This is a genomic window from Streptomyces sp. NPDC045968 (genome assembly GCF_056430475.1).
Map to the genome: position 1 here is coordinate 1 of NZ_JBWKLF010000001.1, position 19600 is coordinate 19600.

The following is a 19600-nucleotide window of genomic DNA, read 5'->3' on the forward strand; positions in this document are numbered from 1 at the left end:
GTTGATAGGCCAGATGTGGAAGCCCGGTAACGGGTGGAGCTGACTGGTACTAATAGGCCGAGGGCTTGTCCTCAGTTGCTCGCGTCCACTGTGTTAGTTCTGAAATAACGAACAGCTGTGTTTATGCCAGCGTTCAAATTTCATAGTGTTTCGGTGGTCATTGCGTTAGGGAAACGCCCGGTTACATTCCGAACCCGGAAGCTAAGCCTTTCAGCGCCGATGGTACTGCAGGGGGGACCCTGTGGGAGAGTAGGACGCCGCCGAACAATTATTCCGGGAAAGCCCCGTACCGCAAGGTACGGGGCTTTTCTGCGTTTACCCCGCCTTTTGGCAGGCGGTTCCTTTCTACTTGCTCGCTCGCTTGCTGCTGAGATACGCCATGCGTCGGATTTAGAGCCGGCCCGCAGCCTTGAGAGCCAAGTAGGCATCGGCCAGCGCGGGCGCGAGCTTCTCGGGGGTGGCATCGACGACCACCACACCGTGGCGCTTGAGTTGATCCGCTGTGCGGCGCCGCTGGGACTGGGCTTGAGTGCCGGCCGCTGCCTCGTAGATCGCGTCCACTGTGCCCCGTGACCGAGTCATCGTCTCGATCCGGGGGTCGGCCACCGAGGCCAGCAGCACTGTGTGGCGCTTGGTGAGCTGAGGCAGGACCGGGAGCAGACCGTCTTCGATGGGGGCTGCGTCCAGACTGGTGAGAAGGACGATCAAGGAGCGGCGGGGCGCGCTCGCTAGTACGGCCGTGCTCAGACCACGTGCGTCCGTCTCGACGAGCTCGGCTTCCAGCGGAGCCATGGCTTGGACGATGGTCGACAGGATGTCGCTCGCTGACGTGCTGCCCTGGACCTGGGCGCGAACTCGACGGTCGTAGGCGAGGAAGTTGACGCGGTCACCGGCACGCGTCGCCAGGGCGGTGAGGAGCAGGGTGGCGTCCATCGCCGAGTCGAGACGAGGAACATCACCTACTCGGCCCGCCGATGTACGGCCGGTGTCCAGCACGATCAGAATGTGACGGTCACGCTCGGGGCGCCAGGTGCGCACAGCAACGGCGGACTGCCGGGCGGTGGCCCGCCAGTCGATGGAGCGGGTGTCATCACCGGGCACGTAGGCACGAAGGCTGTCGAACTCGGTGCCCTCCCCACGCGTGAGCACGCTGGTTCGTCCGTCGAGCTCGCGCAGCCTTGCCAGTCGGGAAGGCAGATGCTTGCGGCTGGTGAACGGCGGGAGGACCCGGACCGTCCACGGGACCTGATGGTTTCCCTGCCGGGCCGCCAGGCCGAGGGGGCCGTAGGAACGGACAGTCACCCGCTCGGCTTGGCGGTCTCCTCGCCGGGTCGGGCGGAGGAATGTGGTGAGGCGTCGCCGTTCGCCGGCCGGCACCGTCAGTTCGTGCCGGGACGCGGTGTGGTCGGCCCCGGTGGGCCAGCTGCTGGGTGGCCAGGCGTCGCGCAGGTGGGCCCGGAGGCGACGACGCGAGGGGTTGATTACGGTCAGTTGCACTTCTGCCGCGTCACCCAGTCGAACAGACGTGTCGCCGGATCGGGTGAACTGGAGCGTTCGCACTGGCGCGGCCAGGGCGTAGTCGCACAGAATTGCTAGAGAAAGCGGGGCGTTGACCGCGAGCATGCCTGTCCAGCTCGGGGCCAGGATGCCTACGGGGAGTGACCCCAGCGCAGCCAGTAGCGCCGTTCGTCCGGTGAGGGCCATGGTCACCTCCTCATCGGGGCACGGGGACGTGAGCGAGCACCGCGGTGATGACGGAGTCGGGGGTGACTCCTTCCATCTCCGCTTCGGGCCGCAGTTGGATGCGATGACGGAGTGTGGGAAGCGCCAAAGCCTTTACGTCGTCCGGTATGACGTAGTCCCGGCCGGTGAGCCAGGCCCAGGCGCGTGCGGTGGAAAGCAGAGCTGTGGCGCCTCGGGGAGAGGCGCCGAGGGCGAGTGAGGGGGACTCACGGGTGGCGCGACAGATATCCACGACGTAGCCGGCGATCTCCGGGGAGACCTTGGTCCTGGAGACGGCCGAGCGGGCGGCCTCCAGGTCGGCGGGTGTGGCCACGGGGCGGATACCCGCTGCCTTCAAGTCACGGGGGTTGAAGCCGTCGGCATGACGGGTCAGGACGCTGATCTCGTCCTCGCGCGACGGAAGGGGAACCGTCAGTTTGAGGAGGAAGCGGTCCAGTTGGGCTTCCGGGAGGGGGTAGGTGCCCTCGTATTCGACCGGGTTCTGGGTCGCGGCCACCAGGAACGGGTCGGGCAACGGGCGGGGGGTTCCGTCCACCGTGACTTGGCGTTCCTCCATGGCTTCCAGGAGGGATGACTGTGTCTTGGGAGGCGTGCGGTTGATCTCATCGGCGAGCAGGAGATTCGTGAATACCGGGCCGGGCTGGAAGGAGAACTCCGCCGTGCGGGCGTCGTAGACGAGAGAGCCTGTGACGTCGCTCGGCATGAGGTCCGGGGTGAACTGGACACGCTTGGTGTCGAGTTCCAATGAGGCGGCGAGGGCTCGGACCAGGAGGGTCTTGGCCACGCCAGGGACTCCTTCGAGCAGGACGTGACCCCGGCAGAGCAGCGCGACGACGAGTCCGGTGACGGCCGGGTCCTGACCGACCACGGCCTTGGCGATCTCGGAGCGCAGGGCTTCCAAGGATGCTCGGGCGCTGTCGGAGTCCGCGGAGTCCGAGTGGACCGCGGGGGCCCAGGCGGCCTCCTTTGGCTCCGTGGACTCGGGGGTCGGGGCGCTCATGAAGTGCGTACCTCTCTTTCGAGGGCGTCGAGTTGGTCGGTCAGGAGGACAAGAGCAGCGTCGTCGGCGGGCACCGGACCGAAGAGCAGGGCGTGGAGACCGCCGCCGCTGTCGGTGACGCGGGCCGAGATCGCGGGGAGGAGGACTTCGGGTGAATGCGCATCGCGGGGGGAGACCCCGGCGAGCGGCGCGATGCGCGCCCGGGCGGCGGAGCGCAGGGAGGTGGCGGCTCGGTCGCGGGCATTGGCCTTGCGGTACAGGCGGGCGCGGCCCTCTGTGGTTTCGGAGGCCTGGATGACGACGGGAAGCCGTTCGGTGACGAGTGGGCCGAGGCGCCGTGCGCGCCAGATGGCGGCGAGTACGGCGGCGGCGGCGAGTTGCAGGGTGCCCCACAGCCAGCCGGAGGGGATCAGGTCGATGAAGCTCGCCGAGTCGCTTTCGGCGCTGTCGTCGTCGGTGGCCCGGTCTCCGCGCTCCTTGTCGGCTGCGGTGGCGGAGGGATCAGCGAGTGAAGGGAGGTACCAGACGAGATGCGGGCGGGAACCGAGGAGTTGCAGGGCCAGGGAGGCGTTGCCCTGCTGGTCGAGCCGGTTGTTGTGGAGCAGGTGGGACGAGCCGAGCAGGACGGTGTCACCTGCTCGCTCTTCCGGGACGACAAGGACAGTGGGGAGGCCGTCGCTCAGGTAACAGGAGGCGGTGGTGAGGGCGTGCGCCGTGTAGCGGATACCGCCTGTCTCGGCCGTGCCCGCGTTGCGGGCGGCGGGGAGTTCGCAGCGGGGGGCCCTCGGCTTCACGGGGCTGGAGGACTCGGCTCGTACACCCGGGACCAGGTGGGGCAGGGACAGAGGGCCGGGAGCGAGCAGGACGGTGCGGCCGGTGGAGTCGGCTGTCGCCGTGTGGAGCCGGCGTTGCTGGTACGTCGTGAGCAGGTTGGGCGCGGTGACGAGGAGGGTGGTGTCGGGGCCCGTCGCGGTGGTGGCCTCGTCGAGTGTGGTGACGACGTCGACGGAGACGCCGCTCCTCTTGAGGAGTTCCGCGACGGCGCGGCTGCCCTGCGGGTCGGCGGAGCGGGGATCGAGGCGGCCGTGGTGGTCGCCGGAGCGCATGGCCGCGAGGGTGATGCCCGCCACGACCAGGATGAGCAGGGCGAGCATCAGTCCGCGGGTGCGGTTCCAGACCTGGCGTGCGGTGGGGGACGCCGAGGTGGGGGAGGCGGTGAGGGTCTCGGTCATGCGTCGGCTCCCTGGACCGTGCTGGTCAGCAAGGGCTTGGCGTCCATGAGATCGAGGTCGAGGGCGCGCAGCGTGATGTACGCCTGCTCGTCCGCGGTGCGGCCGCCGTACGTGACGTCGTCGAAGACCCGGGCGGCGGCGCGGAGTCGGTCGGCGTGCCGGGGGAGCGGCCGGCCCGCTTCGGCGGCGGCCTCGTCCGCGGTGCGGCCGGGGCGCGGGTCGAGCAGGGCCCGTTCCTCAAGGGTGCGGACCACGGCGCGCATGCGTTCCTGGACCGCTTCGGTCCAGCGGCCGGCGGCGGCATGCGTCTCGGCCGCGGTGCGGTACGCGTCCGCGTTGCGGGTGCTGCTGCCGAACAGGGCGTCGGCTGCTCGGACAGTGCGTTGGGGGGTGCCCAGCCGCCACCAGAGGGCGGCGGCCAGGCCCACGACGATCAGTACGACCAGGATGATTCCGAGCGGTCCGCCCGGTGCGCCGCCTGCGACGGTGTCGAAGAGGCTGCCGAGCCAGTCCCAGAAGCTGTTGAGGCCGCGTTGGAGGAGGTTCGGATCATTCTCGTGGTACATCGGCTTGGACAGTTCGTCCTCGGCCGCCTCGCGGGCGGGGACGCGTGGGATGTCCACGGGTATGTCGTCCGCCCTGATGAATCGCCGTATCGATGTCGTGACCCCCGCCCCCGACACTGCATCAGCTCCTGGGGGTGTCGTAGCCCGGCACGTTCGCGGCCCGGGCCAGGTCGAGGTCGAGGGCTTCTCGGCGGATTCGCTGATCGACGTAGAGCAGCGCCATCACTCCTGCGGTGAAGGGGTAGGTCAGCGTCGAGACGATCACCTCGCCGATGCCCGAGACGATGAGGAACGGCCAGCCGAACTCGGCGGCGTTGCCGTTCATCAGGTCGCTGAGTCCGCCGCTGTCGACGGCGATGCCGATGACGGCGAAGGGGATGCCGATGATCAGCGCGACGACGATGACCAGAAGGTAGGTGAGCGCGAGGATGCCGAATGTGCGCCACCACGCGCCCCGGACCAGCTTGGCGGACCGGCGCATCGAGGTCAGGATCGACTGTCGTTCCAGCATCAGCGCCGGAGCGGCGAGTGTGAAGCGGACCATCAGCCAGAGGACGACGACAAGGGCGGCGCCAAAGCCGAACACGGCCAGGAGGACCCCGGCGGTGGAGCCCAGCAGCATGCCGGGGAGCAGACCGGCCGTCATGATCGCGGCGCTCATCAGGCTGAGCAGAAGCGTGAGTCCGAGCAGCTGAGGGAGCCTGGGACGGGCCTCGGTCCAGGCGTCGGAGAGCGTCGCGTTACGGCCCAGCACCGACCGGCTGATCACTACCGTGAGCACCGCTGTGGTGATCAGTGTGGCGATCATCGAGATGAGTGTGGACGGGGCGGTGGTGATCAGAGTCGACTGCATGGAGTCCGCGGCCTGGCGCAGGGCCTCGGCGCCGACGGCGTTCGGGTCGACCGATACCGGGTCCGGCAACAGATAGCGCTGGATGAGAATGATCGCGATCTGCGCGATCACGGCGACGGTGAGGCTGACACCCAGCACCGTGCGCCAGTGGGCGCGCATGGTGGACACCGCGCCGTCGAGGATCTCCCCGATGCTCAGCGGGCGGAGCGGGATGACACCGGGCTTCGCCGCCATGGGCGCTCGGCCCCATCCGGGTCCCTGGGGAGCGCCGCCCCAGCCGGGGGCGGGTGGGGGCACTCCGGGGCCGGTGCCGGACGTGTTCGGTGGGGACCACTGCCCGGGGGGCGGCTGCGCGGGAGACCACTGGGGTGCAGGGCTGCCTGCGTCCGCGGGCTGGGAGGGCCGGGGGATTCCCGTCTCCTGGCTGTCGGAGGGGGCAGATCCGGGCGAGGCCCAGCCCGGAGAGTCGTTCATTCTCGCTCCTTCACGATCCCGTCCGCTCATCGGGGCGGCAGGTTGGCAGCCATCGTGCCACGCGACGCTGCGGTGCGGGCCGGGCGCTCTATCTCCTTTGAGCCTTCATTTGTGGGCGCTTCACCGGGCAGACTGGGCGGATGGCTGATCAGGATGCGCAATCGGCGGCGGGCATCGAGCCCCCCGCGCTCTCCGTACTCCGCTGGGACGAGCTTCCGGAAGGTCCCGTGCTGGTCCTCCTCGACCAGACGCGACTGCCGGTCGAGGAAGTCGAACTGGTCTGTACCGACGTACCCGCGCTGGTGCGCGCCATCCAGACCCTCGCGGTCCGGGGGGCTCCGCTGCTGGGAATCGCCGGGGGCTACGGGGTGGCGCTCGCCGCGGCCCGTGGATATGACGTGGCCGAGGCGACGGGCCTGCTGGAGCAGGCGCGGCCCACCGCGGTGAATCTCGGGTACGGGGTCCGGCGGGTGGCCCGGGTGTACTGGGCTGCCGTCGAGAAGGGCCTGGACGCGGAGCAGGCGGCCGGGGCGGTGCTCGCCGAGGCGCGGGCTCTGCACCGGGAGGACGCGGCGGCCAGCGGGCGTATGGCACGGTTCGGTCTGACGCTCCTGGAGGAGCTTCTGCCCGGTGGGGGGCATCAGCTCCTGACCCACTGCAACACGGGGGCCCTCGTGTCGGGGGGTGAGGGCACGGCGTTCGCGGTGGTTCTCCAGGCGCACCGGGCCGGCCGGCTCAGGCGGCTGTGGGTGGACGAGACGCGTCCGCTGCTCCAGGGAGCCCGGCTCACCGCCTATGAAGCGGCGCGGAACGGGATGGCGTACAGCTTGCTCACGGACAACGCGGCGGGTTCGCTGTTTGCCGCGGGCGAGGTTGATGCCGTACTTATCGGGGCGGACCGTATCGCTGCGGACGGCTCGGTGGCGAACAAGGTGGGGAGCTATCCGTTGGCGGTGCTCGCCAAGTACCACCATGTTCCGTTCATCGTCGTCGCGCCGGTCTCGACCGTCGATCTGGACACGGCGGACGGGCAAGCGATCATTGTGGAGCAGCGGTCCGGTCGAGAAGTGACGGAGCTCACATCTCCGCACATGGTGTCACCCGACGGGGAAGCGGGCGGATTGCACGTGGCACCGCTGGGGACACCGGCGTACAACCCCGCATTCGACGTCACGCCGCCGGAGCTGGTCACGGCGATCGTCACGGAGGAGGGCGTAATTTCCCCGGTCACGGGGGTCGGACTGGCAGAGCTGTGTGCCAGGTCATCGCAGGTAACGATTAGCTAATGGGATGATGTCGTTTATGAAGGGACGCGTCCTTGTCGTCGACGACGACACCGCACTGGCCGAGATGCTCGGCATTGTGCTGCGTGGAGAAGGTTTCGAGCCGTCGTTCGTAGCGGACGGTGACAAGGCACTTGCTGCATTTCGTGAGGCGAAGCCGGACCTGGTTCTGCTCGATCTCATGCTGCCCGGTCGGGACGGCATCGAGGTCTGCAGGCTGATCAGGGCCGAGTCCGGTGTGCCGATCGTCATGCTCACTGCCAAGAGCGACACGGTCGATGTGGTGGTGGGCCTGGAATCCGGGGCCGACGACTACATCGTCAAGCCGTTCAAACCGAAGGAGTTGGTTGCCCGCATCAGGGCGCGTTTGCGGAGGTCCGAAGAGCCTGCGCCGGAGCAGCTGGCCATCGGTGACCTGGTCATCGACGTGGCCGGTCACTCGGTGAAGCGGGAGGGGCAGTCCATCGCGCTGACCCCGCTGGAGTTCGACCTGCTGGTCGCGCTCGCCCGTAAGCCGTGGCAGGTCTTCACCCGTGAGGTGCTGCTCGAGCAGGTGTGGGGCTACCGCCACGCCGCCGACACCCGTCTGGTGAACGTCCATGTCCAGCGGCTCCGCTCCAAGGTCGAGAAGGACCCGGAGCGGCCGGAGATCGTGGTGACCGTCCGAGGCGTCGGTTACAAGGCCGGACCGAGCTGACATGACCCTGGGCAGCGCTGCTCCGAAGCCCGGGGAGCCGGGAGTCCGTACGGAGCGGGCTGCCGGTCCGGGACAGAAGTCCTCTCGGCTGGGCCGTGTACTGCAGGGCGGCCCCGTGCCCCGTCTGCTGGTGCGCTGGGTGCGACGTCCGCTGTTGCCGGCTGTGCGGCTGTGGCGGCGCAATCTTCAGCTGCGCGTCGTCGCCGGCACCCTGCTGATGTCGATCGGCGTGGTGCTGCTGCTGGGCTTCGTCGTGATCGGGCAGGTCCGCAACGGCCTGCTCGAGGCGAAGGGCAAGGCTGCCCAGACCCAGGCCGCCGGCGGTTTCGCGGCTGCCCAGGAGAAGGCGAACGAACCGCTCGTCCCGGGTGGCAGGGGCCAGGACGGCGCGGACGGCGTCACAGCCAACACCTCCTGGCGTACGGAGCTCGTCGACCAGCTCGCCAGCGGCGGCAAGAACGCCTTCAACGTGGTCGCGCTCAGCGCCGACTCCGTCGACGGGGGCGCGACGAGCCGTGCGCCGCGTGGTTCGGGCAGTGTGGACGCCTCCAGCGTCCCGCAGAGCCTGCGGGACGACGTGGACAAGGGGCCCGGGGCCTTCCAGACCTACTCCCTGATCCGGTACTCGTACGGGAAGGAGTCGCAGCCCGGGCTGGTCGTGGGCAAGCGGCTCTACGACATCGACCACAATCCGTACGAGCTGTACTACCTCTTCCCGCTGACGCAGGAGGAGAAGTCCCTGAGCCTGGTCATGACGACCCTGGCGACGGCCGGGCTGTTCGTCGTGGTGCTGCTCGGGGCGATCGCCTGGTTCGTGGTGCGGCAGGTCGTCACGCCCGTACGGATGGCGGCCGGCATCGCCGAGCGGCTCTCCGCGGGCAGACTCCAGGAGCGTATGAAGGTCACCGGCGAGGACGACATCGCCAGGCTCGGTGAAGCCTTCAACAAGATGGCGCAGAACCTTCAGCTGAAGATCCAGCAGCTGGAGGAGCTCTCCCGTATGCAGCGGCGTTTCGTCTCGGACGTCTCGCACGAACTGCGGACCCCGCTGACCACCGTGCGGATGGCCGCCGATGTCATCCATGAGGCGCGCGCCGACTTCGACCCCGTGACGGCTCGCTCCGCCGAACTCCTCGGGGACCAGCTGGACCGTTTCGAGTCGCTGCTCTCCGATCTGCTGGAGATCAGCCGGTTCGACGCGGGCGCCGCGGCGCTGGAGGCCGAGCCGATAGATCTGCGTGCGGTCGTACGCCGGGTGATCGGCGGTGCCGAGCCGCTGGCCGAGCGCAAGGGCACCCGGATCCGGGTGGTCGGCGACGAGCAGCCGGTGATCGCGGAAGCCGACGCCCGCCGTGTCGAGCGAGTGCTGCGCAACCTCGTGGTCAACGCCGTCGAGCACGGTGAGGGCCGGGACGTCGTCGTGCGGCTCGGCGTGGCCCAGGGCGCGGTGGCCGTGGCGGTCCGTGACTACGGGGTCGGGCTCAAGCCCGGCGAGGCGACCCGGGTCTTCAACCGCTTCTGGCGGGCCGACCCCGCCCGGGCCCGTACGACCGGCGGTACCGGTCTCGGGCTCTCGATCGCCGTCGAGGACGCCCGGCTGCACGGTGGCTGGCTCCAGGCGTGGGGCGAGCCCGGGGGCGGTTCGCAGTTCCGGCTCACCCTGCCGCGTACGGCGGACGAACCGCTGCGCGGCTCACCGATACCGCTGGAGCCGGAGGACTCGCGGCGCAACCGGGAGAACCGGGAGCGCGCCGAGGCCGGTCCGGCGACCGTGAGTGATCACCGGCTGATGGCCGTGCCCAGCCAGGCCGGTTCAACGGAGCACGCGCAGTCGGCCGTGCCCGCACGCGCCCCCGTGGCGCCGCGCACGGCACCGGCATCCGTCCATCCGGCCGCGCTGCCGGGCAATGGTGCACGTGTGGTGGCGCGTCAGGCCGGGGACCGGCCGGGCGGCGGCGCCGGCCACGAAGCGCAGGACCCGGACCGGGAGGACACGACTCGTGGACACTGACCGTCTGCAGGGCGGCCATGGACGCGCGGTGCGGATGTCCGCGCTGCTCTGCTGCGGCGTCGTGGTGCTCGCCGGGTGTGCCTCCATGCCCGTCACCGGGGACGTGAAGCCGGTCGACGCCTCGCAGCCCGGTGACTCCCAGGTGCAGGTGTACGCGGTGGCGCCCCGGGAAGGCGCCACGCCCACCGAGGTGGTCGACGGCTTCCTGGAGTCGATGACCAGTGACGACCCCAAGTTCATGACGACCCGCAAGTACCTGACCGAGGAAGCGGCTCGCACCTGGAAGCCGAGTGCGGGCACCACGGTGCTGGCCAAGGCACCCAACAGGCAGGGCCCCTCGCTGCACGACAAGGACCGCAAGCGAACGGAGGGCGCCTACACGCTGACCGGTGAGCAGGTCGCCGCGGTGGACGCCCAGAGTTCCTACCAGCCGCTGGCGCCCACGGACTACTCCCAGACCCTTCATCTGGTGCAGGAGAAGGGGGCCGACGGCAAGCAGGAGTGGCGCATCGACATCGTGCCGGACGGCCTGGTGCTCGGGCAGTCCGACTTCAGGCGGCTCTACCGCTCCGTCAACAAGTACTACTTCGCCACGGGGCGCACCAACGGCCGTTCCGCCTTGGTGGCCGACCCCGTCTACGTACGGAACCGGACGGACCCGGTCACGCGGATGGACACCGCCACGCAGACGGTCCGGGCCCTTCTCGGTGGACCGACGAACTGGCTGCGGCCCGTGGCCGACTCCCGTTTCCCCACCGGTACGGCGCTGAAGAAGGGCGTCACCTCCCTGGCGCCCGACGATCAGAACGTGCTGAAGGTGCCGCTCAACAGGAACGCGGACAACGTCGGCCGGACGGCCTGCCGGATGATGGCCGCCCAGGTCTTCTTCACCCTGCGGGACCTGACCTCGGCGCGCGTCGAACAGGTGGAGCTGCGGAGCGACCGGGGCCGGCTCTGTTCGCTGGGGTCGGAAGAGGCGGTGGAATTCGCCCCCGACAACGGTTCCGGTGCGCCGGACAGCCAGTACTTCGTCGATGCCAAGGGGCATGTGGAACGGATACCGGGGAGCACCAAGGGCACCGGCGACCCCGAGGCCGTGACCGGCCCGCTCGGCAGCGGGGCCGTGCCGATGAGCACGGTCGGGGTGGCCCGCGACGAGCAGCTGGCGGCGGGTGTCTCCGCCGACCATCAGGACCTGTACGTCTCCTCCCTGGTCGCGGACGGCGAACTCGCCGAGCCGGTGGTGACCAGTGGGGCCAGGGAGCCCGAGGACCGGCTTTCGGCTCCGAGCTGGGACGGCCTGGGCGACCTGTGGGTGGCCGACCGGGACCCGGCGGGGCCCAGGCTGCTGCGCCTGGTGGGCGGCAAGGGCACGCCTCAGGAGGTGACCGTGCCGAGCCTGAACGGCGGACGGATCGAGGCCCTGCGGATGTCGGCCGACGGGGTGCGGATCGCGCTGCTGCTCCTGTCGAAGGACGGGCGCACGACGCTGAAGATCGGGCGGGTGGAGCGCCGGGGCTCCGAGGAGCAGCCGCAGGTCTCCGTCGAGGATCTGCGCCAGGCCGCGCCGCAGCTCACGGACGTGTCAGCGATTTCCTGGTCGGGCCGCAGCCGCCTCGTCGTGGTCGGCAAGGAGGAGGGCGGCGTGCAGCAGGTGCGGTACGTGCAGGCGGACGGCTCGACATCGCCCTCCGGTGTGCTGCCCGGGGTGAACCAGGTGACGGCGGTCGCGGCGGCGGACGACGAGCAGCTTCCCCTGATGGCGGAGACCGAGGGCGACGGAATCGTGAAGCTGTCCCCGGGGGACAACTGGCAGACGGTCCTCAAGGCGGGCTCGTCCCTGGTCTACCCGGGCTGAGGCGGTCCGGAGTTTTCCACAGGGGTGGCCGGTTGACGGCCACCCCTGCACAGTGTGGGGATGCGGGGATGGTGGCGGGAATTCACCGGACTGGTCCTGCCGGTGGCCTGTGGTGGCTGCGGCAGACCGCGTACTGAGCTCTGCGAGGAGTGCCGGGCCGCGCTGCTCGGTGCGACGCCGCGCCGGGTGAGACCCGCACCCGAGCCGGCCGGGCTGCCGGTGGTGCGTGCCGCGGCTCCGTACGAGAACGCCGTACGAGCGGTGCTCCTGGCCCATAAGGAGCGGGGCGCACTAGGACTGGCCGGGGCTCTCGGAAGCGCCCTGGCGGGCGCCGTGCGGGCCGGGGCGGGGCATACGGGTGCTGCGGGGCCGACGCTGCTCGTGCCCGTACCCTCGGCGCGGATTTCCACCGCCGCGCGGGGGCATGATCCGGCGCGGCGGATCGCCCTGGCCGCCGCGGCGGAACTGCGGCGCACGGGCACACCTGCCCGGGTCCTCGGGGCGCTGCGGCAGCGGCGGGCCGTGGCTGACCAGGCGGGGCTGAAGGCCGGACAGCGGCGGGCGAATCTGGCCGGGGCGCTCGAACTGGTGGGCGGGGCCGGGCGGCTTCTCGCGGGCGGCCACGTGGTGTTGGTCGACGACCTCATGACGACGGGCGCCTCGTTGGCGGAGGCGGCGCGTGCCGTGCGGGCAGGCGCCCCGGCGGATGCCGGTGCACGCTGGAAGAACAGCGGGGAGCACCCCCTGCGAGCTGCGGTTGTGACAGCCTCTCCGTCCGCCTTCGAAATAAACCGGAACTGACGGAGAACTTGCGTCGTTGCAGGTAGTGAGTAGGCAAATGAACCTGAACGGAGGTACGCGCGAGTAGCGGGTGCCGACACCCTGCCGAGCAGGCTATGTTCGGTTGTGAGGAATGGTGAATCCCAGACCTCGACGAATGCACCACCAGGTTTCGGGCAGGTAGCTCATCGGCAGTCCAGAAACGCTGGAAGCCGGTGGGGTGGAGACCTTGCCGGAGGTGGAGGAGGGGGTGAAAGCCACCGAGTCCGAGGCTCCGGCCATCACCGGAGCTTGGTGCAAAAGGGAAATGCTCCGCCGCTGAAGCGGAGCGATCCGGGAACGGAGTTCTGCGTGGACATCGTCGTCAAGGGCCGCAAGACCGAGGTGCCCGAGCGGTTCCGCAAGCACGTGGCCGAGAAGTTGAAGCTGGACAAGATCCAGAATTTCGACGGCAAGGTGATCAGCCTTGACGTCGAGGTGTCCAAGGAGCCGAATCCCCGTCAGGCCGACCGTTCCGACCGGGTGGAGATCACGCTTCGCTCCCGCGGGCCGGTCATCCGGGCGGAAGCGGCAGCGGCAGACCCGTACGCAGCGCTGGACCTGGCCACGGGCAAGCTGGAGGCGCGGCTGCGCAAGCAGCACGACAAGCGCTACAGCCGCCGGGGCTCCGGTCGGCTGTCTGCTGCCGAGGTCGGAGAGATCGTGCCGGGCGCGGCCTCGTTCAACGGGAACGGCGAGTTGGTCGCCGATGAGACGTCGACAGGCAGTGTGCCCACCACCAAGATCGGTTCGCTCGAGGTACAGGGCGAAGGACCGCTGGTGATGCGCGAGAAGACACATGTCGCGGCACCGATGGCGCTCGACCAGGCGCTCTACGAAATGGAGCTGGTCGGGCACGACTTCTACTTGTTCGTCGACTCGGAGAGCAAGGAGCCCAGTGTCGTCTACCGACGGCACGCCTACGACTACGGTGTCATCCGACTGGTGACGGACCCGCTCGCCGCTGATGAAGCAGGCGGCGCGGGCGGTGCGCTGGGCGGCTGACGCCACACCAATTCGTGGTGCCCCTGGAGCGCCTGTGCGCCCCCAGGGGCACCCGCGTGCGACGACTGGATCACCGCCTCCGGCGTCCAGGCATGAAAGCATGGCGTCCCAGGCCAATCGGGGCTCCATGAGCTGCCGTTGGCGGACAGCTTGTGGACGACAGGCCGTGGCCTTCAGGGGGAGGAACGATGGCGAACACCTTCGGGCCCGTACGCGATGCGCATGCCGACGATGCCGCCGGTTCGGTTACCGGCGTGGACGTGGACAACAACAGCGGCTCCCGCAAGGAACCCATTCGGGTTCTCGTGGTCGATGACCACGCGCTCTTCCGCAGGGGTCTGGAGATCGTCCTCGCGCAGGAGGAGGACATCCAGGTCGTCGGCGAGGCCGGCGACGGGGCGGAAGCCGTGGACAAGGCGGCCGACCTGCTGCCCGACATCGTGCTGATGGACGTACGGATGCCCAAGCGCGGCGGCATCGAGGCGTGCACCTCCATCAAGGAGGTGGCCCCCAGCGCGAAGATCATCATGCTGACGATCAGCGACGAGGAAGCCGACCTCTACGAGGCGATCAAGGCCGGCGCCACCGGATATCTCCTCAAGGAGATCTCCACCGACGAGGTGGCCACGGCGATTCGCGCGGTCGCCGACGGGCAGTCCCAGATCAGTCCGTCGATGGCGTCGAAACTGCTGACCGAGTTCAAGTCGATGATCCAGCGCACCGATGAGCGCAGGCTCGTCCCGGCGCCGCGGCTCACGGAGCGTGAGCTGGAGGTCCTCAAACTCGTTGCTACGGGCATGAACAATCGCGATATCGCGAAGGAGCTGTTCATTTCCGAGAACACGGTCAAGAACCACGTCCGCAATATTCTGGAGAAGCTGCAGCTCCACTCCCGGATGGAAGCCGTGGTCTATGCCATGCGGGAGAAGATCCTCGAGATCCGGTGAGACCGGATGATCCCGAAGAATCCGCTCAGGTGAGAGCGCGGGCGATTTCCGCCATGAGCGGCTCGCGCAGTTCGGGGGCGTCGACACGGTCCAGCCGGACGTTCGTGCAGCCGACCCAGGACGCCGCTTCCACCAGGGCCTCGGCCATCGGTGTCACGGCCTTCCGGCCCAGAAGGGACACCTGCCGGGCGACCAGCGTGGTGCCCTCACGGGCGGGGTCGACCCGGCCCTGAAGCCTGCCGCCGGCCAGCAGCGGCATGGCGAAGTACCCATGGACCCGCTTCGGCTTGGGCACGTACGCCTCCAGGCGGTGCGTGAAGCCGAAGATCCGCTCGGTGCGTGCCCGCTCCCAGATCAGCGAGTCGAAGGGCGAGAGCAGCGTCGTGCGGTGCCGTCCGCGCGGCTCCGAGGCCAGGGCCTCCGGGTCGGCCCAGGCGGGCTTGGCCCAGCCCTCCACGGACACCGGCACCAGACCCGAGTCCGCCACCACGGCGTCGAACTGCTCGCCCTTGAGGCGGTGATAGTCCGCGATGTCGGCCCGGGTGCCGACCCCCAGCGACCTGCCCGCCAGGGCCACCAGCCTGCGGTGGCACTCAGAGTCGTCGAGGTCGTCGTGGAGGACGGCGTCCGGGATGGCGCGCTCGGCGAGGTCGTAGACGCGCTTCCAGCCGCGCCGCTCCGTACAGACCACCTCGCCGTACATCAGCGCCCGCTCGACGGCCACCTTCGAGGCCGACCAGTCCCACCACTCGCCGCCGTTCTTCGCGCCGCCGAGTTCCGTGGCGGTCAGCGGGCCTTCGGCGCGCAGTTGTCTGATCACCGTCTCGTAGGCCCCGTCGGGCAGGTCGTGGTGCCACTGCGGACGGGCGCGGTAGGCGCGGCGGCGGAACGCGAAGTGCGGCCACTCCTCGACCGGCAGGATGCAGGCGGCATGCGACCAGTACTCGAACGAGCGCCCGCCCGACCAGTACGCGTCCTCGACCGTGCGGCGGGCGACGGCACCGAGACGTGCGTACGGAACGAGCTCGTGCGACCTGGCCAGCACCGAGATGGTGTCGAGCTGTACGGCTCCGAGATGACGGAGCACGCCCGGCACCCCCGCCCGGCGGTCCGGGGCGCCGAGGAAGCCCTGTGCGCGCAGGGCGATCCGGCGGGCCTGGTCGGCGGAGAGTTCCACGGCGGGGAGCGGTACGGGCGTCATGCACCGAACCCTAGAGCGGGGCACTGACAGTCGGGTGCGAGTCGGGGAACAAGAGTCCGCGCGGATGGTGCGTACCGATGGCGCCCCTCGCTGGTCAGCGGCTCGCGGGCACGTACGGGTCGTTGCCGGGCAGGCCCAGGTCCGACGGCAGCAGCGCGCCGACCCAGACGTCGCGGCGCACTCCCTTGTTGAGCAGTGCCGACCGTTGCTCGCCCTCCATCCGGAAACCGGCCCGCTGGGCGACCGACCGCGACGGGGTGTTGCCGACCTCGGCCCGCCACTCCAGCCGGTCCGCGCCGAGCGAGGTGAACGTCCAGTGGGCGGATGCCAGCACCGCCTCCGTCATGTAACCGCGGCCGCGGTGCTCCTTGCCGGTCCAGAACCCCACTTCGTACGTCCCCGGCAGGACACGGTGGTTGATGCCGAGCGCGCCGACGAGCAGACCGTTGTCCCGCAGTGCCACCGCGAAGTTGTACATCGAGTCGTCCTGCCAGCCCCTGGGCGACAGCGCGGCCGTGAAGATCTCCGCGTCGGCTCTCGCGTACGGGGAGGGGACCACCGTCCAGCGCTGGATGTCCTGGTCCTGACAGGCCGCGTACACACCGTCGGCGTCGTCCGGTGCGAAGGGGCGCAGGATGAGGCGTTCGGTGGTGAGAGTGATCGGCTCCATGGGGAGATTGTGGTGACGCGAGGCCCGTCGCGCGAGCACTTTTGCCGCTTCCCGGCACCTTCGGGCCCTTCCGTCCGTTGTCCTGGAAGGGTGCGGCGAGGTCCACGCGGCAGCAGCCCTCCCGACGCGGTGGGGTCCTCGCTTACGATGGCCGTTGCGGTGGGGCCCACCTGCCGTGCCCGCGCCAGAGTCCATTACACGACCCAGTGCCAGGCCCGACCGGCAAGGAGACCAGCCTCAGTGTCCGTCTTCAACAAGCTCATGCGTGCAGGCGAAGGCAAGATCCTGCGCAAACTGCACCGCATCGCGGACCAGGTCAGCTCCATCGAAGAGGACTTCGTCAACCTCTCCGACGCCGAGCTGCGGGCGCTCACCGACGAGTACAAGGAACGGTACGCGGACGGCGAGAGCCTGGACGACCTGCTTCCCGAAGCGTTCGCGACCGTCCGTGAGGCGGCCAAGCGCGTCCTCGGACAGCGCCACTACGACGTCCAGATGATGGGCGGCGCCGCGCTGCACCTCGGTTATGTCGCCGAGATGAAGACCGGTGAGGGCAAGACCCTCGTCGGTACCCTGCCCGCGTACCTCAACGCGCTGTCCGGCAAGGGCGTTCACCTGATCACGGTGAACGACTACCTGGCCGAGCGTGACTCCGAGATGATGGGCCGGGTCCACAAGTTCCTGGGCCTGTCCGTCGGCTGCATCGTCGCCAACATGACTCCGGCCCAGCGCCGTGAGCAGTACGCGTGCGACATCACGTACGGCACCAACAACGAGTTCGGTTTCGACTACCTCCGCGACAACATGGCGTGGTCCAAGGACGAGCTCGTCCAGCGCGGCCACAACTTCGCCATCGTCGACGAGGTCGACTCGATCCTGGTGGACGAGGCCCGTACGCCGCTGATCATCTCCGGCCCGGCCGACCAGGCCACCAAGTGGTACGGCGACTTCGCCAAGCTGGTGACGCGGCTCACCAGGGGTGAGGCCGGAAACCCGCTGAAGGGCATCGAGGAGACCGGCGACTACGAGGTCGACGAGAAGAAGCGGACCGTGGCCATCCATGAGCCCGGTGTCGCGAAGGTCGAGGACTGGCTCGGGATCGACAACCTCTACGAGTCGGTGAACACGCCGCTCGTCGGGTACCTCAACAACGCGATCAAGGCCAAGGAACTCTTCAAGAAGGACAAGGACTACGTCGTCGTCGACGGCGAAGTCATGATCGTCGACGAGCACACCGGCCGTATGCTCGCCGGCCGCCGTTACAACGAGGGCATGCACCAGGCCATCGAGGCGAAGGAAGGGGTGGACATCAAGGACGAGAACCAGACGCTCGCCACGATCACCCTCCAGAACTTCTTCCGCCTCTACGGCAAGCTCTCCGGCATGACCGGTACGGCGATGACCGAGGCCGCCGAGTTCCACCAGATCTACAAGCTGGGCGTCGTGCCGATCCCGACGAACCGGCCGATGGTCCGGGCGGACCAGTCGGACCTGATCTACCGCACGGAGGTCGCGAAGTTCGCCGCGGTCGTCGACGACATCGCCGAGAAGCACGAGAAGGGCCAGCCGATCCTGGTCGGCACCACCTCGGTCGAGAAGTCTGAGTACCTCTCGCAGCAGCTCTCCAAGCGCGGTGTCCAGCACGAGGTGCTCAACGCCAAGCAGCACGACCGGGAGGCGACGATCGTCGCCCAGGCCGGGCGCAAGGGCGCGGTCACGGTCGCCACGAACATGGCCGGCCGAGGCACGGACATCAAGCTGGGCGGCAACCCGGACGACCTCGCCGAGGCGGAGCTGCGCCAGCGCGGACTCGACCCGGTCGAGCACGTCGAGGAGTGGGCGGCGGCGCTGCCCGCCGCGCTGGAGAAGGCCGAGCTCGCGGTGAAGGCCGAGTTCGAAGAGGTCAAGGACCTCGGTGGGCTGTACGTGCTCGGTACGGAGCGGCACGAGTCGCGGCGTATCGACAACCAGCTGCGCGGTCGTTCCGGCCGTCAGGGCGACCCGGGCGAGTCCCGCTTCTACCTGTCGCTGGGCGATGACCTGATGCGGCTGTTCAAGGCCCAGATGGTCGAGCGCGTGATGTCGATGGCCAACGTGCCGGACGACGTGCCGATCGAGAACAAGATGGTGACGCGGGCGATCGCGTCGGCCCAGTCGCAGGTCGAGCAGCAGAACTTCGAGACGCGTAAGAACGTCCTGAAGTACGACGAGGTGCTCAACCGTCAGCGTGAGGTCATCTACGGCGAGCGCCGCCGCGTTCTGGAGGGCGAGGATCTGCAGGACCAGATCCGCCACTTCATGGACGACACGATCGACGACTACATCCGGCAGGAGACCGCCGAGGGCTTCGCCGAGGAGTGGGACCTGGACCGGCTGTGGGGCGCGTTCAAGCAGCTCTACCCGGTGAAGGTCACCGTCGCGGAGCTGGAGGAGGCCGCCGGGGATCTGGCCGGGGTCACCGCTGAGTTCATCGCCGAGTCGGTCAAGGACGACATCCACGAGCAGTACGAGGAGCGGGAGAAGACGCTCGGCTCGGACATCATGCGTGAGCTGGAGCGTCGCGTGGTGCTGTCCGTCCTGGACCGCAAGTGGCGTGAGCACCTCTACGAGATGGACTATCTCCAGGAGGGCATCGGCCTGCGGGCCATGGCGCAGAAGGACCCGCTGGTCGAGTACCAGCGCGAGGGCTTCGACATGTTCAACGCCATGATGGAGGGCATCAAGGAGGAGTCCGTCGGCTACCTGTTCAACCTGGAGGTCCAGGTCGAGCAGCAGGTCGAGGAGGTCCCGGTGCAGGACGCGGCCGAGCGCACCTCGCTCTCCAAGGACGACGCGCCCGTCGCGGCGGCCTCCCGTCCGGAGATCCGGGCCAAGGGCCTGGACGCGCCGCAGCGGCCCGACCGGCTGCACTTCTCCGCCCCCACGGTGGACGGGGAGGGCGGCGTCGTCGAAGGCGACTTCACCAACGGCGACGGTGCTCGCTCGGAGGCGGACGGCATGACGCGCGCGGAGCGCCGCAAGGCGCAGAAGGGCGGCAGCACCGGTGGTGGTGGCGGCCGCCGTCGCAAGAAGTAGCGCGTGGCGTTGAGGACGGGGCGGTACTGAGCTACCACCTGCGTCCGCGGGACGGCTGGGGCCGGACACCTTCTGGGTGCCCGGCCCCAGCCTTTTTGCGTGGGCCTGGGGGCAGAGGCCCGGCCCACGCGCTGTGGCGCCGTTGCGGCGGGGCTGGCGGGGTTCT

At 69.2% G+C, this 19600-nt stretch carries 15 protein-coding genes and 2 rRNA genes; 10 read left to right on the plus strand and 7 right to left on the minus strand.

All coding sequences use genetic code 11. The features are described from left to right. Positions 1–73: ribosomal RNA gene (locus AC07FA_RS00005) — 23S ribosomal RNA — on the plus strand; the annotation flags it as partial. A gap of 76 nt (positions 74–149) precedes the next feature. Beyond that, positions 150–266 (plus strand): 5S ribosomal RNA (rrf, locus tag AC07FA_RS00010). A gap of 124 nt (positions 267–390) precedes the next feature. On the opposite strand, the gene AC07FA_RS00015 is transcribed toward rrf, so the two are convergent. From AC07FA_RS00015 to AC07FA_RS00035, 5 genes are read right to left on the minus strand one after another with little or no spacing between them, the layout of a single operon-like run. Then, the gene (locus AC07FA_RS00015; RefSeq protein ID WP_479072388.1) at positions 391–1704 is read right to left on the minus strand and encodes a DUF58 domain-containing protein; all 1314 of its coding nucleotides are present in this window, start codon (positions 1702–1704) and stop codon (positions 391–393) included. A 10-nt stretch (positions 1705–1714) separates the two neighbouring features. Next, positions 1715–2743: an AAA family ATPase gene (locus AC07FA_RS00020; RefSeq protein WP_479072389.1), complete on the minus strand. Its 1029-nt coding sequence runs from the start codon at positions 2741–2743 to the stop codon at positions 1715–1717. Further along, positions 2740–3975 carry a DUF4350 domain-containing protein gene (locus AC07FA_RS00025; RefSeq protein WP_479072390.1) on the minus strand — a complete coding sequence of 412 codons (1236 nt, stop codon included), beginning with the start codon at positions 3973–3975 and terminating at the stop codon, positions 2740–2742. Before AC07FA_RS00025 ends, AC07FA_RS00020 begins: the two co-directional genes overlap by 4 nt. Then, complete coding sequence (locus tag AC07FA_RS00030) at positions 3972–4658, minus strand: DUF4129 domain-containing protein (RefSeq protein ID WP_479072391.1); 687 nt, start codon at positions 4656–4658, stop codon at positions 3972–3974. The genes AC07FA_RS00025 and AC07FA_RS00030 overlap by 4 nt, the downstream gene beginning before the upstream one ends. A 4-nt stretch (positions 4659–4662) precedes the next feature. Continuing rightward, positions 4663–5868, minus strand: coding sequence for a DUF7847 domain-containing protein (locus tag AC07FA_RS00035; RefSeq protein ID WP_479072392.1), 1206 nt, complete (start codon positions 5866–5868; stop codon positions 4663–4665). Positions 5869–6008: 140 nt separating this feature from the next. Between AC07FA_RS00035 and mtnA the strand changes: the two genes are divergently transcribed. From mtnA to AC07FA_RS00070, 7 genes are all read left to right on the plus strand, one after another. Then, positions 6009–7154 carry an S-methyl-5-thioribose-1-phosphate isomerase gene (gene mtnA, locus AC07FA_RS00040; protein WP_479072393.1) on the plus strand — a complete coding sequence of 382 codons (1146 nt, stop codon included), beginning with the start codon at positions 6009–6011 and terminating at the stop codon, positions 7152–7154. Between the two features lie 4 nt (positions 7155–7158). Then, positions 7159–7848, plus strand: coding sequence for a two-component system response regulator MtrA (gene mtrA / locus AC07FA_RS00045; protein WP_187281934.1), 690 nt, complete (start codon positions 7159–7161; stop codon positions 7846–7848). A 1-nt stretch (position 7849) separates the two neighbouring features. Continuing rightward, positions 7850–9859 (plus strand): MtrAB system histidine kinase MtrB, encoded by a 2010-nt coding sequence (gene mtrB, locus AC07FA_RS00050; RefSeq protein ID WP_479072394.1) that lies wholly within the window; start codon positions 7850–7852, stop codon positions 9857–9859. Positions 9860–9893: 34 nt separating this feature from the next. After that, a complete protein-coding gene (locus AC07FA_RS00055; RefSeq protein WP_479073399.1) occupies positions 9894–11717 on the plus strand; it encodes an LpqB family beta-propeller domain-containing protein in 1824 nt (607 codons plus the stop codon). A gap of 60 nt (positions 11718–11777) precedes the next feature. Further along, positions 11778–12518: a ComF family protein gene (locus AC07FA_RS00060; protein ID WP_479072395.1), complete on the plus strand. Its 741-nt coding sequence runs from the start codon at positions 11778–11780 to the stop codon at positions 12516–12518. 330 nt (positions 12519–12848) lie between these two features. Continuing rightward, positions 12849–13541, plus strand: a complete 693-nt coding sequence (gene hpf / locus AC07FA_RS00065) for a ribosome hibernation-promoting factor, HPF/YfiA family (protein ID WP_479072396.1) — start codon at positions 12849–12851, stop codon at positions 13539–13541. Between the two features lie 188 nt (positions 13542–13729). Continuing rightward, positions 13730–14488, plus strand: a complete 759-nt coding sequence (locus AC07FA_RS00070; RefSeq protein ID WP_479072397.1) for a response regulator — start codon at positions 13730–13732, stop codon at positions 14486–14488. Between the two features lie 25 nt (positions 14489–14513). On the opposite strand, the gene AC07FA_RS00075 is transcribed toward AC07FA_RS00070, so the two are convergent. Together AC07FA_RS00075 and AC07FA_RS00080 are read right to left on the minus strand one after the other, a co-directional pair. Next, positions 14514–15689 (minus strand): winged helix-turn-helix domain-containing protein, encoded by a 1176-nt coding sequence (locus AC07FA_RS00075; RefSeq protein WP_479072398.1) that lies wholly within the window; start codon positions 15687–15689, stop codon positions 14514–14516. A 94-nt stretch (positions 15690–15783) separates the two neighbouring features. Beyond that, positions 15784–16359, minus strand: coding sequence for a GNAT family N-acetyltransferase (locus AC07FA_RS00080; protein WP_479072399.1), 576 nt, complete (start codon positions 16357–16359; stop codon positions 15784–15786). Between the two features lie 240 nt (positions 16360–16599). Here AC07FA_RS00080 and secA point away from each other — a divergent pair, with 240 nt between their 5' ends. Next, positions 16600–19434, plus strand: coding sequence for a preprotein translocase subunit SecA (gene secA, locus AC07FA_RS00085; RefSeq protein ID WP_479072400.1), 2835 nt, complete (start codon positions 16600–16602; stop codon positions 19432–19434). Positions 19435–19600 lie beyond the last annotated feature (166 nt).